This window comes from Aquitalea pelogenes, from assembly GCF_041914625.1.
Taxonomy (GTDB): Bacteria; Pseudomonadota; Gammaproteobacteria; order Burkholderiales; family Chromobacteriaceae; genus Aquitalea; species Aquitalea pelogenes.
On record NZ_JAYSDA010000017.1, the window covers coordinates 36,318 to 52,581 of the forward strand.

General features: G+C 54.6%; 11 protein-coding genes. 6 read left to right on the forward strand and 5 right to left on the reverse strand.

Features of this window, described 5'->3' with window-relative positions; translation table 11 throughout:
• Positions 1-5: 5 nt before the first annotated feature.
• On the forward strand, positions 6-716 hold the full coding sequence (locus tag ACE3SE_RS13875; RefSeq protein ID WP_374556096.1) for a Clp protease ClpP: 711 nt from the start codon (positions 6-8) through the stop codon (positions 714-716).
• Between the two features lie 68 nt (positions 717-784).
• On the opposite strand, the gene ACE3SE_RS13880 is transcribed toward ACE3SE_RS13875, so the two are convergent.
• The 5 genes from ACE3SE_RS13880 to ACE3SE_RS13900 all read right to left on the reverse strand — a co-directional run bounded on the left by ACE3SE_RS13880 (position 785) and on the right by ACE3SE_RS13900 (position 7,166).
• The gene (locus ACE3SE_RS13880; RefSeq protein WP_045847259.1) at positions 785-1,114 is read right to left on the reverse strand and encodes a DHCW motif cupin fold protein; all 330 of its coding nucleotides are present in this window, start codon (positions 1,112-1,114) and stop codon (positions 785-787) included.
• Positions 1,115-1,235: 121 nt separating this feature from the next.
• Positions 1,236-3,902: a bifunctional acetaldehyde-CoA/alcohol dehydrogenase gene (adhE, locus tag ACE3SE_RS13885; RefSeq protein WP_131358166.1), complete on the reverse strand. Its 2,667-nt coding sequence runs from the start codon at positions 3,900-3,902 to the stop codon at positions 1,236-1,238.
• Between the two features lie 412 nt (positions 3,903-4,314).
• Positions 4,315-5,388, reverse strand: a complete 1,074-nt coding sequence (locus tag ACE3SE_RS13890) for a carbonic anhydrase (protein WP_374556099.1) — start codon at positions 5,386-5,388, stop codon at positions 4,315-4,317.
• 211 nt (positions 5,389-5,599) lie between these two features.
• Complete coding sequence (locus ACE3SE_RS13895; RefSeq protein ID WP_045847257.1) at positions 5,600-6,484, reverse strand: DMT family transporter; 885 nt, start codon at positions 6,482-6,484, stop codon at positions 5,600-5,602.
• 70 nt (positions 6,485-6,554) lie between these two features.
• A complete protein-coding gene (locus ACE3SE_RS13900; protein ID WP_374556101.1) occupies positions 6,555-7,166 on the reverse strand; it encodes a short chain dehydrogenase in 612 nt (203 codons plus the stop codon).
• 253 nt (positions 7,167-7,419) lie between these two features.
• Between ACE3SE_RS13900 and ACE3SE_RS13905 the strand changes: the two genes are divergently transcribed.
• From ACE3SE_RS13905 to ACE3SE_RS13925, 5 genes are all read left to right on the forward strand, one after another.
• A complete protein-coding gene (locus tag ACE3SE_RS13905; RefSeq protein WP_045847254.1) occupies positions 7,420-8,352 on the forward strand; it encodes a LysR family transcriptional regulator in 933 nt (310 codons plus the stop codon).
• A 116-nt stretch (positions 8,353-8,468) separates the two neighbouring features.
• Entirely contained in the window at positions 8,469-9,650 is a 1,182-nt protein-coding gene (locus tag ACE3SE_RS13910; protein ID WP_374556103.1) for an FAD-dependent monooxygenase, read from the forward strand.
• 945 nt (positions 9,651-10,595) lie between these two features.
• Positions 10,596-11,033 (forward strand): hypothetical protein, encoded by a 438-nt coding sequence (locus tag ACE3SE_RS13915; protein ID WP_374556105.1) that lies wholly within the window; start codon positions 10,596-10,598, stop codon positions 11,031-11,033.
• A gap of 700 nt (positions 11,034-11,733) precedes the next feature.
• Positions 11,734-12,219, forward strand: a complete 486-nt coding sequence (locus tag ACE3SE_RS13920) for a hypothetical protein (protein ID WP_374556107.1) — start codon at positions 11,734-11,736, stop codon at positions 12,217-12,219.
• Between the two features lie 18 nt (positions 12,220-12,237).
• Positions 12,238-16,146: a calcium-binding protein gene (locus tag ACE3SE_RS13925; RefSeq protein ID WP_374556109.1), complete on the forward strand. Its 3,909-nt coding sequence runs from the start codon at positions 12,238-12,240 to the stop codon at positions 16,144-16,146.
• Positions 16,147-16,264 lie beyond the last annotated feature (118 nt).

A 16,264-nucleotide genomic window follows, 5' to 3' on the forward strand; every position in this document is an offset into this window, starting at 1 on the left:
ATGCGATGACCCACTCCCGCTACCACGCCCCGCTGCAAGACCGCAGCACTGACGACGACGAAGACGACGATGTGAAACTGCCCGCCTTCCGCCGCTATGAATCACAAGGTGTGATCCGCCAGATTTCCTATTATCTGTCCGGCGAAATTGTCGACCCCATCCAGTACACCGACCTGCTGTACACCCTGCGCACTGCCAGTGCCACCGACCTGATCTTCCTGCACCTCAACACCCCCGGCGGCAATTTCGACACCGGTCTGCAGATCATCAACAACATCGCCGCCAGCGAGGCGCACGTCATCACCATTCTGGAAGCCCGCGCCTTTTCCATGGGCGCGCTGATCTTTCTGGCCGGGGACGAGCTGATCGTGCATGACACCTGCCAGCTGATGTTCCACAACTATTCATCCGCCTCGGTGGGCAAGGGTAACGAACAGGCAGCGCAGGTGATGGCCAGCCGCAAATGGTTCGACAAGGTGATGCGCAATGTCTGCCGCCCCTTCCTGAGTGATCAGGAACTGGAACGCATCAGCAAGGGCGAGGATATCTGGCTGGATACCGACGACATCCGCCGCCGCCTGCTGCATCTGCAAAAAGGAGAACCCGCCGTCAAGCCCAAAGGCACGCGGGCCAAGGTGAAACCGGTACCGGTCAGCGCCAGCGAAACCGACGCCGCCAAACCGGCACGCAGCAGCCGCAAGAGCAAGCCTGTCTGAGGCCACAAAACAGCGTAATGCCCCTGTGGCAAGCAGACACCACACCTCAATGGTGTGGTGAGCCGCACTCAATCCACAATGAACAGCCGCGCCCCCGTGCGGGTGGACGAGCGGTGCGGCTCGGCTTCATCGGCCACCTGATAACTCAGGCCGGGAGTCAGCATGAAGCGGCGGCCATCGGCCAGCTCGGTCAGCAACTCACCTTCCAGACACAGCAGGATATGACCCTTGCGACACCAGTGGTCGGCCACATAGCCGGGGCTGTACTCCACCATGCGCACGCGGATGTTGCCGAACTGACAGGTACGCCACAGCGCCATGCCGCTTTCGCCGGGATGCTCGGTAGGGGCAATGGCCGACCAGTCGGTCACGCCAAACGGAATAGTGTCGATTTGCATGCTGCGCTCCATCACGGGCTGATCAAGCAGACAGCTTAACCCAGCACACCAGGCATGGCATGCAGCGGGCAGGAAAAAGCCCGGAGCGCGCTCCGGGCCTGCTGGTCGAAACGCTGCGGATTTATACCGCTTTTTGCTTGCCTTTGGACTTGCGAACCACGGCAACATCGCTGGCGGCATCGCGCAAATGCGCTTCGCACCAGGCCCGGCCATAGTAGCTGTCCAGCAGCAGCTGTTTGAGTTCGCTGATCAAGGGGTAGCGCGGATTGGCCCCGGTGCACTGGTCGTCAAACGCTGCTTCGGCCAACTGGTCGACCCGGGCCAGAAAGTCCGCCTCTTCCACGCCGGCTGCCTGAATCGACATGGGGATGTTGAGCATCTGCTTGAGCTCGTCCACCCACTGCACCAGTTTTTCCACCCGTTCGTGATCGCGTTCGCCTTCCAGCCCCAGATGACGGGCGATTTCGGCATAGCGCGCCACGCTCTTGGGCCGGTCGTACTGGCTGAACGCGGTTTGCTTGGTCGGAATATCAGCCGCGTTGTAGCGGATGACATTGCTGATCAGCAGGGCATTGGCCAGACCATGCGCCAGGCCGAACTCCGCACCCAGCTTGTGCGCCATGGAGTGGCATACGCCCAGGAAGGCGTTGGCAAAGGCGATGCCGGCAATGCTGGCAGCGTTATGCACTTGCTCGCGCGCTTTCGGGTCGCGTGCGCCGTTCAGATAGGCCGATGGCAGGTAGTCCTTCAGCAGCTTCAGCGCCTGCAGGGCCTGCGGGTCGGAGTATTCGTTGGCCATCACCGACACATAAGCTTCCAGCGCATGCGTCACCGCGTCGATGCCGCCAAAGGCGGTGAGCGACTTGGGCATGTCCATCACCAGATTGGCATCCACAATGGCCATGTGCGGAGTCAGCTCGTAATCGGCAATCGGGTATTTCACCCCGGTTACTTCGTCGGTCACCACGGCAAACGGCGTGACTTCCGAGCCGGTGCCGGATGTGGTGGGCACCGCCACCAGCATGGCTTTGCCACCCAGCTTGGGGAACTGGTAAATGCGTTTGCGGATGTCCATGAAGCGCAGCGCCAGATCGGCAAAATGCACTTCCGGGTGTTCGTACATCACCCAGATGATCTTGGCCGCATCCATCGGCGAGCCGCCGCCCAACGCCATGATCACGTCCGGCTGGAAGGCATGGGCCAGTTCGGCACCCTTGCGCACCACGGCCAGCGTGGGGTCGGCAGGGACATCGAAGAACACTTCCACTTCCAGGCCCATTTTTTTCAGCAGCCGCACCGGCTCATCCACAAAACCGTGCTCCAGCAGGTAATGCCCGGTCACGATCAGGCAACGCTTTTTGTCCGCCAGGTCTTCCAGTGCCACCGGCAGGCAGCCACGACGGAAGTAAATGGACTTGGGCAGTTTGTGCCACAACATGTTTTCCGCCCTCTTGGCCACGGTTTTCTTGTTGATCAGGTGTTTGGGGCCGACGTTTTCCGAGATGGAATTACCGCCCCAGGAACCGCAACCCAGCGTCAGCGACGGCGCCAGGCTGAAGTTGTACAAATCACCGATACCGCCATGTGAGGACGGGGTGTTGATGAGGATACGGGCGGTTTTCATCTTGTCGCCAAAATAGCGGATGCGCTCGCCTTGCAAGTCCTGATCGGTATACAGCGCCGAGGTGTGGCCGATACCACCCAGTGCCACCAGTGCAGCAGCCTTGTCGCAGGCATCGGCAAAATCGCGGGCGCGGTACATGGCCAGCGTGGGCGACAGCTTTTCGTGGGCGAAGGCTTCGTCATTGCTCAGATCACTCACTTCGCCAATCAGCACCTTGGTGTCCGCCGGTACGGTAATGCCGGCCATGGCGGCAATCTTCACGGCGCTCTGGCCGACAATCGCAGCATTCAGACTGCCACGGTTGAGGATGACACCCGCCACGGCGGCGGTTTGCTCTGCGCTGAGAATGTAACCGCCATGGCGCGAAAACCGTTCGCGCACGGCCTCGTAAATGCTGTCCACCACGATGACTGACTGCTCGGACGCACATACCACGCCGTTGTCGAAAGTCTTGGACATCAGGATGGAGGCCACGGCGCGCTTGATGTCGGCGGTTTCGTCGATTACCGCCGGGGTATTGCCTGCGCCCACGCCAATGGCGGGTTTGCCGGAGGAATACGCGGCCTTCACCATGCCGGGGCCACCGGTGGCCAGGATCAGGTTGATGTCCGGGTGCTGCATCAGTGCGTTGGACAACTCGACGCTAGGCTCGTCTATCCAGCCGATGATGTCCTGCGGTGCACCGGCAGCCACGGCGGCTTCCAGTACCAGCCGTGCCGCTTCGCAAGTGGAACGCCGCGCCCGCGGATGGGGCGAGAAGATGATGGCATTGCGGGTTTTCAGCGCGATCAGCGCCTTGAAAATGGCCGTGGAGGTGGGGTTGGTGGTGGGCACGATGCCGCACAGGATGCCGATGGGTTCGGCAATGGTGATGGTGCCGAAGCTGTCGTCTTCCGACAGCACGCCGCAGGTCTTTTCATCCTTGTATTTGTTGTAGATGTACTCGGAGGCAAAGTGATTCTTGATCACCTTGTCTTCCATCACCCCCATGCCGGTTTCTTCCACCGCCATGCGTGCCAGCGGAATGCGCGCATCGGCCGCGGCCAGCGCCGCGCTGCGGAAAATGACATCCACCTGCTGTTGGGAAAATTCGGCAAAAACCGCCTGAGCCTGTTTGACACGCGCTACCAGCGCATCGAGTTGTTCCAATGAAGATACCGACATGACACGACTCCAATGACAAAAAAGAAATCTGCCCGGGCTGCATGACATTCAGTTGATAGCCGTATTCATCCGGCAGGCTTTGCCAAATACAAACTGAATATACAGCCCTGCATGCTGTAATTAATCCACTACAACCATGCAAATAAAATTGTCAGACAAACAAGGCCAATGCCTTTGTTTTACTGGAAAAATCATTATTAAAGGCAGATTACTCTTTTTATCTGTTCATCGTTTTGCGCCAGACCAAGTAAACAAGTCGTCAGCAACAGAAAACAGGATGTCCAGGTAAATCATTCAAAGTCCGGTTCAGTCAGCCTGTAGTCTGTCACTTACAAAAACAGACTGAACAAAAAGAAAAACCGCCAGCGCGGGTCAACGCGGTGGCGGTTCTGGTACAGAAAAAGTGCTGCGCTCAGCGCATGAAGCTGTATTTGAAATACTGGCCCTGCTTCATCAGTTCGCGGATCTTGCCCGGTTCGGTCTCGCCGTTCAAATTGGTGATGATCAGCTTGCCGGCCCCCTGGCGCAGATCGTTACGGAAATCGTAGAACGCCCCCAGAATGGCCAGATGTCCGGCTTCCACCTCGCCGGAAAACTTCAGGATGGCGCTTTCCACCTGGTTATTCACATTCAGCAGCGCGCCATCGGTAGGGTCGATGCCTTGCGGAATGTTGATGGTGGCCAATTCCTTGCGGATGGCCGGTTCCAGCTTGCTGTAATCGGCCGAGGCTGCCTTGATGGCACCGCAGGCGGCATGGCCGACAAAAATCAGCAGCGGGGTATGCAGATGGCGCACGCCGTACTCCACCGAGCCCTCTGCCGTGGCCAGCTGGTTGCCGATGTCGCGCACCATGAACAGGTCGTTGACGGCGCTCTTGTCCATCACCTCGCTTTGCACCCGGGAATCGGAGCAGGTGACTACTGTGGCGCGTGGCGTCTGCTTGTCGGCAAAGGTCTTGAAGTAAGTCGCATTGTGGTGCGCCATGTAATCACTGTTGTCGTGCAGGATGGTCGTTACCGCGGCACGCACTTGCTGCACTTCGGAGCCATGGCCGTGTTCGTCATGGCTGCTCTCCTCCGGCTTGCGCTCCACCGCCTTGGGCTTGGCTTTGGCACGGCGCGGCTTGGCCGCACGCCTGGCCTCATGCACTGCAGCGCCCGGGGCATGTACCTCGGGGCTCGGGCCAACTGGTGCTTTCAGCAGAGGTGCCGCCCCTTGCTTTACTTCAGGCTGCAGGGTTTCCGGCTCCTTGGGCTTGGCGCGCGCCGCCGCCATGGATGCAGCCAGCTTGCCCGGCAACACGATGGTCTTGGTCGGTGCTTCCGCTGCGGCCGATGCCGCCTGCTTGCCCGGCAAGACAATGGGCTTGCCGTGTTCGGCAGGTGCCGCAGCCTTTTCTTCGGCCTGCGCCACGGTTACCAGCAAACCACCCCCGAGTAGTATGACCGCCGCCTGCAGCGAACGGATCTGCCATGTCTTGTTCATCACGCCTTGCATCCTGTTATTGATATGGAGAAGCCATTCAGTCCGGAACGAGCCCCGGCCGGAGAGAACGGCTGATCGGCACGCTTCGCCGACAAACCTAGAGTTATTTATAGTGTCAGGCTGCTGGCAACGCCGCCTTTCCCTTGCGCAGGTGATGGCTGGCGATGGTACAGCACTTGTTATCTGTCATATCGACCGGTTTTTACCAAACTTAACATTCAGACTGCCTGGCCGAAGACCTTCCCTCGCCCAGCAATACCCCACCCAGCACCAACAGGCAGGCCAGCCATTGCGCCGGAACCAGGGTTTCATCCAGCAGCCACCACGCCAGCAGGACGGTAAACAGCGGAATCAGATTGATAAAGGGCGATGCCCGCGACACCGGCATCTTGCTGACGGCCCAGGTATACAGGCCATATGCCCCCAGGGTGACGAACACCCCCAGGTACACCACCATCAGGCTGGGCCAGAGCGGAAAATGACTGGGCCAATGGCCCCAGGGGCTAAGCAGGGCCAGACCAAACCAGACGCTGCCCAGCACCGTCTGCATGCCGGTAATGGCCAATGCCGAATAACGACGCGACAGGCGCTTGGCAATCAGCACATAGCCAGTGGCACACAACATGGCGCAAAACTCCAGCGCATTGCCCAATACCGGGTTGGGGGCCTGGGCGGATACCTGGTTGTCCAGCGTCAGCCACAGCACCCCGGCAAAGGAAATGACCAGCCCCAGCCAGCCACGCGGGCTCATTTTTTCATGCAGGAACAACATGGCGCCCACCCCGGTAAGCAAGGGCAGCGTGGCAGTAATGACCGATGCCTGTGCCGCACTGGTATTCACCAGCGCCTGGGCTTCAAACAGAAAATACAGACAGGGCTCGGCCAGGCCCATGGCCAGCATCCAGCGCCAGTCGCCACGCTGGTAACGCCAGCGCTCTGCCCGCTGCCACAACAAGGGCAGAATGCAGCAACTGGCCAGCACCATGCGGGCAAACAGCACCGCCAGCGGGTCGAACACGACAAAGACGATTTTCAGCGCGATAAAGGCACTGGCCCAGAGCAGCATGGCGGCGCTGAGCGCAAAAGTGGGCAACATGAGCAATCCATTGCAAAAGGAAAACCGCCGGTGCTGATCACCGGCGGCGCTCATTTTCCCACATCCGGCCTTAGCGCGTGACTTCGGGAAAGACTTCCAGCACCTTGCCAGTCAGGGGCTGGGTCAGGGCGCGCAGATAACTGTGGGCAATCTGCTCACGGCTCACCGGCATGAAACCGGCAAAGGCCACGGCACCGCGCTCATCCCCCGCCACGACACCGGGGCTGACCAGATTCACCCGCGCCTGTCCCCACAACTCCTGTGCCGCCGAGCGCACAAAGGCAGCCAGACCGGCATTGACCACACTGGCGCAACTACCACCCAGAATATGCTCGCGCTCCAACAGGCCGGAAGTGAGCACGAATACCGCCCCCGCGTGCAGGTGGCGCGCACCGATCTGCACCAGACGCACCTGCCCCATCAGCTTGTCATGCAGGCCCGACTGCCAATCGTCCTCGCTCAGCTGTTGCAAGGGCTTGAACGGCACATGGCCGGCGGTCACCACCACTGCGTTCAGGTCTGGATGCGCCTGATACATGGCCTCGATGCTGGCCGGGTCGGTCATGTCCACCCGCACCTCAGCATCATGACGCCCGCCCACCAGCACCTCATGTTCTGTTGACAACAATGCCACCACGGCACTACCGATAACACCACGTCCACCAATAACCAGTACTTTCATTGCCTTGCCTTGCCTTTCTTGATTGAGCATCGTTCTGAAAATGACGCCAATCAATCATACACAGGACAATTTTGCAGATTAATCCCAATAAAACGACTTCAATGTTCAAAATTTGAAACAATACAGGGCAAGCCTGCCTGACCGACGGCCTGTTAAGAAAATTCCTGGCACTGTTCAGGAAACTGGGCAGCCCTATGCTAATATCGTGAAAAACGCCGTCAAATACATCGCTCTTACCACGCACTGTTCTGCCATGAAAACAAATCCCACTCCATCGCCCGATGCCCTGCTGGCTTTTGATGCACTGGCGCGCAAAGGCAGTTTCACCGCCGCCGCCGATGACATCGGCTGCGCCAAAAGCCGCATCAGCCAGCTGGTGAAAGAGCTGGAACAGCAGCTTGGTACCGTGCTGGTGCTGCGCAACACCCGCCGCGTGGCACTGACCGAAACCGGCCGCCGTCTGGCCGAGCACGCCCGCCAGTTGCGCGAGATGCTGGAAAAAGTGGGGCCGGATATCGAAGAAGCACAGGGCCTGATCGAAGGCCCGCTGCGCATCAGCGCTACCGCCTCGTTTGCCCAGTACCTGCTGGCTCCCATGCTGTCCGAGCTGGCAGCCTGCCATCCGGATCTGGAACTGGAGCTGCGCGCGGAAAACCGCCTGCAAGACCCGATCAACGACGGCGTCGACTTCTGCATCCGCTCGCGCAATGTGCACGACGACCGTCTGGTAGCAAAGCCGCTGGGCTTTGTCTGGGAAGCGCCCTACGCCTCGCCCGAGTATCTGGCAAAAGCCCCGCCGCTGGTCAGCCCGGACGACCTGTGCCGTCACCGCATCCTGCTTAACAGCCATCATGTCTATGGCCGGGAATGGCGGCTGGAAAAAGACGGCGAACTCAAATCCATCACCACCCGTCCCATGCTGGTGTGCGACCAGTACGCCTCGCTGATTTCCGGCCTGATTGCCGGCCACGGCGTGGCCCTGCTGCCGCACTATGTGGCCAGCCATTATCTGGAAAGCGGCCATCTGGTACGGGTATTGCCGGGCTGGCAAGGCGGCAGCTGGCCGGTGTACCTGGTATTCCCGTATCGCCAGCCACTGCCGAAGAAATACGAAGCCTTTATCCAGCATGTCACCCCGCGCCTGCGCGCCGTGCTGGAAGAGCGCCCGCTGTACTCCGGCGACTGAAGCCGCGCACTTGCCCGGCGCTTGATCCAGACCAAAGCCAATGGCAGCCGCCTTTGGCACAATCGCGCGCAATACTGCAACGAGAATCAGGCGCAATGCGCCGCATGAGGGCCGTAATGGAACATCTGGATATCTTGATCGTCGGCGGAGGCATGGTGGGCAGCGCCCTGGCCTCTGCACTCAGTGGCAAGGGCCTGAAGCTGGCCGTACTGGAACAGACCGCGCCCACGGCGTTTGACCCGGCTCAGGCACCGGACCTGCGTGTATCAGCCATCAGCCCCGCATCGGCACAGTTGCTGGAACGCCTGGGTGCCTGGCCACGCATTCTCGCCATGCGCGCCGCCCCTTACCGCCGCATGCAGGTATGGGAAGACCAGGAACAGAACGGCACCCTGTTTGATGCCGCCGAAGCCGGTGTGGACGCACTGGGGCACATCGTGGAAAACCGCATCGTACAACTGGCCACCACCGCCTGCCTGCAAGAAAGAGACGACATCCGCTATATCTGCCCGGCGCGCATTGCCAGCATTGTCTACTCGCCCAAGGCATCGCGCGTCACGCTGGAAGACGGCACCGTACTGGTCGCCCGCCTTCTGGTTGCCGCCGACGGTGCACGCTCCCAGGTGCGCGATGCAGCAGGCATCGGCATCACCAGCTGGGACTACCCCATGCATGCGCTGGTAGCCAGCTGCGAAATGGAATACGGCCAGCAGGACATCACCTGGCAACGCTTTACCGCCACCGGCCCGCAAGCCTTCCTGCCGCTCACCGGCCCGCATGCCTCTCTGGTGTGGTACAACACGCCCACCGAAGTGAAGCGCCTGCTGGCACTGAGCGACGAAGAACTGGTTTCCGCCTTCAGCGCCACCTTCCCGCAAAAGCTGGGCGGCATCCGCCAGCTGCTGGCACGCGGCTCCTTCGCCCTCACCCGTCGCCATGCGGCAACGTATGCCAAGGATGGCGTGGTGCTGGCCGGTGACGCCGCCCACACCATTCACCCGCTGGCCGGGCAAGGGGTCAACCTCGGCTTTCAGGATGTGGCCGAACTGGCCGACATCATCAGCCGCGCCGTCAGCGAAGGACGCGACTTTGCCGATATCAGCGTGCTCAAAGCCTACGAACGACGCCGCAAACCAGCCAATCTGGCCATGCAGACCGGCATGGACGCTTTCTGCTTCGGCTTTAGCAACAACATTCCGCCGCTCAAGGCAGCCCGCAAGCTGGGGCTGAAACTTGCCGACAAAGCCGGCCCGCTCAAACGCGAAGTCATCCGCTACGCGCTGGGCTTGCCGCGCTAAGAGCGGCTAACAAAATAGCGTAGCCTCCCTGGGGCAAGGCGCGCCGACGCAAACAGTACAAAGGTATGGCAAGGAGGCGCAACGCAGCAGCAGGCTTTTTGTTAGCGGCGCCAAGGCAGTCTTGTGCTCATCCGGCACAGCAGAGCCGAAAGGTCCTGTTGTGCCTGTTCTTGCCTCAATCCCTTCCACCCGGCACCCCGCCCATACCCGCCCTTTGGCACCCAGCAAGCCTTCTGCCATACACACCGAAACCACTCAGCGACACACACTCGTCGGCAACCACCAAACGCTACTTTTGCAGCAAGCACGGCTGCATTCAGCCCCAGAAATCGCGGCTACGCCATAGCCAAGGGGAAAAGTGAAATTGCGTACACACTAAGCGCAATCCTACTAAGGGCCGCTAACAAAACCTCGTAGAGAACCCGGGCCAAGGCGCGCCGACGCAGACAGTACATGGCGTACGGCAAGGCGGCGTAACGCTGGAGCGGGGTTTTGTTATCGGGTCTAAACACACAACGTCCAAACGTCCCTGCTTGAACACAGGCAGAGCGCATGCGCAACTAACAGCATGCAATCACCACGCTTCACCCTTATACAGCCACCATCGCACCCACGAGTCTCACTCATTTAATTCAAAATTGTTTGTTACAACATTCGGCCATACCACTACAACATCAGTAAATTATTCAGCCAAGTCAATTTAAAACAATCATTCCTCTTTACGTTAAATAGCAACACAATAAATAACAAGAAAATTCCAAATAAATTTCAGCGATAGTCAGCACATCTACTGCTTATCTTCTTAATTCAGTTCATCCTGCCTGTTCTTTATACGCGTATACCCATCATCACGACTCAATATACCTTCGCATGACAAAGTGAATAGCATCCTTTCCCCAATCCAAATGGATAACCCCCTTGATGACAGACATAGCAGCCCTTGGCATGACTTACCTACTACACCGCCACTGGCTTTATCGCTTTACCCTGTTAGCACTGCTCGGTTTGGCCCTGCCTGCTTGTTCAGGAGAAAAACCGGAAGCCTGTGGCGCTGGTGTCCCCAGGCATGCAAGGCATTCCTATACCAAATTGACCTGCCCTATTGCCGGACGTATGGGAGATATCAAGCTGGCCATTCCAAAGCAATACCAATTTACCGAAATCGGCTACAAGGGCTTTGATTTATGGCGCAAAGAAACTTATCAGAACATTCCACCCGTTCCCACTCTGGAGAGCGAACTCAGCTATTTCACCATCATGGTACGGCGTAATAATTTCAAACCCATCGAAACTCACTCAATCCTTTGCCACCAAAAACATACAACCATACTGTTCCAACAGACTATTTACATAAGTACAATCACAACCTTACCTTACCAGTAAATCACACCATTAATCATGAAGGCAATGACAAACTATTTTTATTATCGCAAGTATATAAATTTGGCGATTCTGATAATTTCAGTAGCACTATCGGGATGCCACCCCTGTTCATTAATTCAATGCAACACCTGGATCACAGCTACTGCGCATATAGAAAAAACAATCAAATTATTATAGAAATCCCTGAAGAATTTAAAAATAAATACATAAAAATTCAACTAATGTCTATTCGTAAATTAAACGAAAACGGCATTGGATCAAACAGTTACTGGTCAATCGGATCTCGCGCATCAAGAAACATATTCGAAAAAAAAATGACTTTCCAATAAAATATGGACATCTACCAGAATATATGAAACTAGACATAAGCCCTGTAAAAATTACAAATGGAACATACACAATAACTGGCGCCGTAGTCTTCCCTGAAAATAGCAAGATAAATTCTTATAGATTAAATGGGAAATTTAAAATCTCAAACAATTCATTAGAAAATATAGAAAAATAAAACTTTATTACTCATGAATATCAAAATCCATAAAGTTAAAATCCTGAAGCAGTGTTTTTTAAATCCATCACAAGCATATTAATTTGCAGCAAGTTAAATGAATGCAATTCTTATTCGAAAAGTCGCGTGGCAATTTCAGCAAATTTATTATCCAAACTCAATAGCAGCTTAATATTATCGCAGGGCAATTTAATTATGAAGTTAAAAATTCAATCTTCACTCAAATACACATGCCTACAAATATTAACCCTAATATATCTAACCGGGCTAAGCGGTTGCCATCCATGCTCAATTATTCAGTGTGGAAACTGGGTTACAGCCATAGCACAAAATGATGGCAATGGGAATATTATTATAGACATTCCGAACATCAAATATTCACCTAAAATAAAATTCATTTCGATCGAAAAAATAAATAAAAACCAAATTGAAAACAACATTCAATGGTCAATCATAGAGAATGATTCTGCAGATGCAAGTAAATTACAATCATCCGACCTTCCAATACAATACGGACACATCCCAAACAGGTTCAGAACTCAAGTAAACCCCATAAAACTAACAACAGGAACTTACAGGATTAGAGGGGAAGTATATGGAATAGATAAAACTGGAAACAAAACACATGACAACATAACCGGCAAATTTGAATATTTCAATAAAAGCACATCAAACAATTAATTTCCCCTGGAGACATAGATGAGCCAGCGCAAACTGACCGATAACGAAATAACCATACTCAAAAAAGTATATGGCAACTCTATCGACTACTCTAAAATAGTGATTAATACTAGAATATTACCCGGAGATGCTGCCGTCACCACATTCAACACCATTTCATTTCCAGTTGATTTTTACAAACAAGACTACACAACAACTGGTGACATAACATATACTTCATGGTTAGTTCATGAAGTTGCTCATGTGTGGCAATGGCAAGTTAAAAATAACGTCACTATATTAAGTGGAATTGGAAACTGGCTTACCAATGGCTTCAGCTATGACAGCAATGTTTACAAATATTCAATAAATGATAAATTTGAAAATATGAATATTGAACAGCAGGCAGCTGCCATTACAGATAGATTCTTATTACAGAATGGAGTACGCAACCCAAGTTCTTGCAGAGATTGCTCAAGCAACCCTCTTGGTGATGGTTCCTTTGATCGCCTACTTCAAAATTTCGATACGGTAAACAAAATTGCAAAAGCCCAATCCATTTCAGACACGTCAACATTGATTAAAATAGATAACAATCAGGACGGAAAGACTGATCAGTTAATTTATACTTTTAAAAATTTATATGGCGGCCCTGATCAATATATTTCCACGGGCAACTCCTTTGCCGACCTGCTGAATGCCGACCGGCAAATGCGCTATCTGTATGGCCAAGGCAGCGTGCTGGATTCCATCTGGCGTGATTACAGTAATTTTTCAACCTATCAATTGGTATACAGCAGCCCTACCTTTACTACGCCTACCTACCATTTTGGCTACGACCCAATCGGCGCTTTCTACGAAAGCAAGGCCATTGCTACCGATAACGCTGCGTCCATTGCCAAACAAACCTTCCGCGTGCTGGATGGCAATGGCAAGGCCGTGTCGGCAGCGCAATTGCTGGCTCGCGATAGTAATAAAGACGGCAAGCTGAGTGGGGCGGAGCTGGATGGTCTGACCGCCTGGCAGGATGGCAATGAGGATGGCGTTGCGCAGGCCGGTGAAAACATCACCCTGGCCAGTGCGCTGAGTGGGCTTGGCTTGCAAACCATCCGTGCCAGCGATGTTGGCTTTTATACGGCAGGTCAGGCTGTTGGGCAAACCGTGGCTCAAAGCACAGCATTAGCACCACTAAACATTAAAATGCCACCGGTACTACCTACGGCATGGGGTAGTAACTATGCCACCTTGCGTAATACAGATAATCGCTTCTGGATAGCTTCTAGTCTGTGGATTGATTGGGCACCTTCTCAGATAAAGATTTCCAGCGACCAACGTAATATAGTTGGCACAGACGGAAATGACAGTTTTGATGTCAATTATTATGCCCAATACAATGGCCAATATTTCAATTTGGGATTGATTCAGAATTTTTATGCCGGTGGCGGCGACGACTTGATGGGTGGTTCTGACCGTAACGATAATTTATGGGGTGGTACCGGTAATGATATTTTGTGGGGTTATGCCGGAGATGATCGTTTATATGGTGAAGAAGGCAATGACCAGCTGGATGGTGGTGCGGGCAATGATTTGCTGGATGGTGGCAGTGGTAATGATTTGCTGCTGGGACAAGAGGGTAACGACACGCTGATTGGCGGAGATGGCCATGATGAGTTGAATGGGGGGAGTGGCCATGATGTGCTGGATGGCGGGACTGGCAATGACAAGCTGTTTGGCGGTGTCGGGAATGATGTACTGAATGGTGGCGATGGTGATGACCTGCTTTTTGGCTTCACCCCAAGTAACGACAGCAAACAAACCCTGGCTCTTGGTGAAAGCGACGATGATGTGTTGTTTGGTGGCGCAGGGAACGACCTGTTGCTGGGTGGTTGGGGCCAGGATTATCTGGATGGTGGCAGCGGTGACGATGAGCTGAATGGTGGTTATGGCGATGATGTGATGGATGGTGGCAGCGGTGCCGACAAGATGTTTGGCGGGGTGGGTAATGACCGCATGTGGGGTGGTGATGGCGATGACATCATGCTGGGGTTCACGCCAGGCAATGATACCAAGCAGAGCTTGGCAGCTGGCGAAACAGATAATGATGTGATGTATGGCGGTGCGGGCAATGATTTGATGATAGGTGGGCTGGGGAATGACCAGTTATGGGGTGGTACCGGCAACGATGAATTGCAAGGGAATGAGGGGGATGACTGGCTGTATGGCGAGGCCGGTAATGACCGGCTGTTTGGTGGCGCTGGCGATGATGTGATTTATGGCGGGGATGGTGATGATTTGATTGTCGGTGGCATGGCCAATAATGAAGCACCCTTGCCTGCTGGTACACGCGATAATAATTTTCTGTATGGCGGTGCCGGGAATGACACCATTATTGGTGGCATCGGCAATGACTATATTGACGGTGGAGCCGGTGCCGACACCATGGAAGGCGGAAAAGGCAACGATACCTATATCGTCAATAGCGTGAATGATGTGGTGCTGGAACAGCTGGACGAAGGCTACGATACCGTCGTCAGCAGTGTCAATTATATTCTGAATGCCAATATAGAAGAATTGCGCCTATTGGAAGGCTACACCATCAATGGCACTGGCAATAGTCTGAATAACCTGATTATTGGGAACAGCCAGGATAATATCCTGGATGGTGTCACTGGGGCCGATACCATGATAGGTGGACTGGGCAATGATATTTATTATGTCGACAATGCCGGTGATAAGGTGATTGAACTGGCTGGCGAGGGAGTGGATACGGTCTATGCCAGTATCAGCTACGCCCTGGGTGAGCATGTCGAGAACCTCACCCTGCTGGACTTTGCCAAGCCGGAAAAGGGCCTGGCCGACGGGGTGGATATTCTGGTGTATGGCTATCCCAAGGCCAACGAGCTGGATTATATGCAAGGCAATGCCATCCCCGGTTTCAAAGGCACTTGCGCACTGACCAGCATTGCCAACCTGGCGACTCAGGCCAATATCGCCCTGACCGAAGGACAGGTGGTGCAGCGGGCGATAGACAATAAATGGTGCGTTACCGACCCCGTCAAGACTGACTACCAGCGCGGTGGTAGTAATTTCCATGATCAGCAAGCCTTGTTGGATAGCTATGGTATTCGAAATGGTCTGATTGCCGGCTATAACGAGCAAGCCATTGCCAACCTGATCAAGGGTGGGCGCGGGGTGATCATTGCGGTTAACAGTGGCAAGCTGTGGAACGATGCTGCTTATTTGGATGATGGAAGCACCAATCATGTAGTGACGGTCACTGGCGTGGCCTGCGATGCCAAGAGCGGTGAAATTAATGGCTTTTATATTGCCGACTCGGGCCGTGGGCTGGTGAGCGACATGACCCGTTATATTCCGCTGGCTGATTTCCGCCGGGATGCCAATGTCACCAACGCTTACGCCATTTACACCATCGAACCCATCAAGCTATGGGAAGAAAACATCAACGCCACCGGCAATGCGCTGGATAACCAGATTATCGGCAACCGTGGCGATAATGTGCTGATGGGAGGCAAAGGCAATGACACGCTGATTGGCCAGGCCGGTAACGACCGCTATGTATTTAACCGTGGCGATGGCCAAGACTTGATCATTGATCAGGATGCCACGCTGGGTAATACCGATACCTTGCAGCTGAATGGCATCAATCAGACTGATTTGTGGTTCTCCAAACAAGGTATGGACCTGCAAATCCAGGTGCTGGGCAGTACGGACAAGCTCACCGTGAAGGACTGGTACACCCCGGGTAGCAGCGGCACGGACAATCAGATAGAACGCATTCAAACCGCGGATGGCCGCACGATGTACAACAGCGACGTCGCCCAATTTGTACAGGCCATGAGTGCGTTTGCACCACCGTCTGCTACCCAAACCAGTTGGGTTAATGGTCAGCAAAGCAATGGCCAGGTGTTGCTGGCGGTTAATCATTAGTCCCGTCAAATCATCCTGTTAAGCAGTCGGGAGGTAAGCCTCGCTTGCCTCCTGTACTGCTATTGTTCCCGGCTGGTGATGCAGCACCGCCTTCATCCTGTTCGTTTTGGCTTTGCTT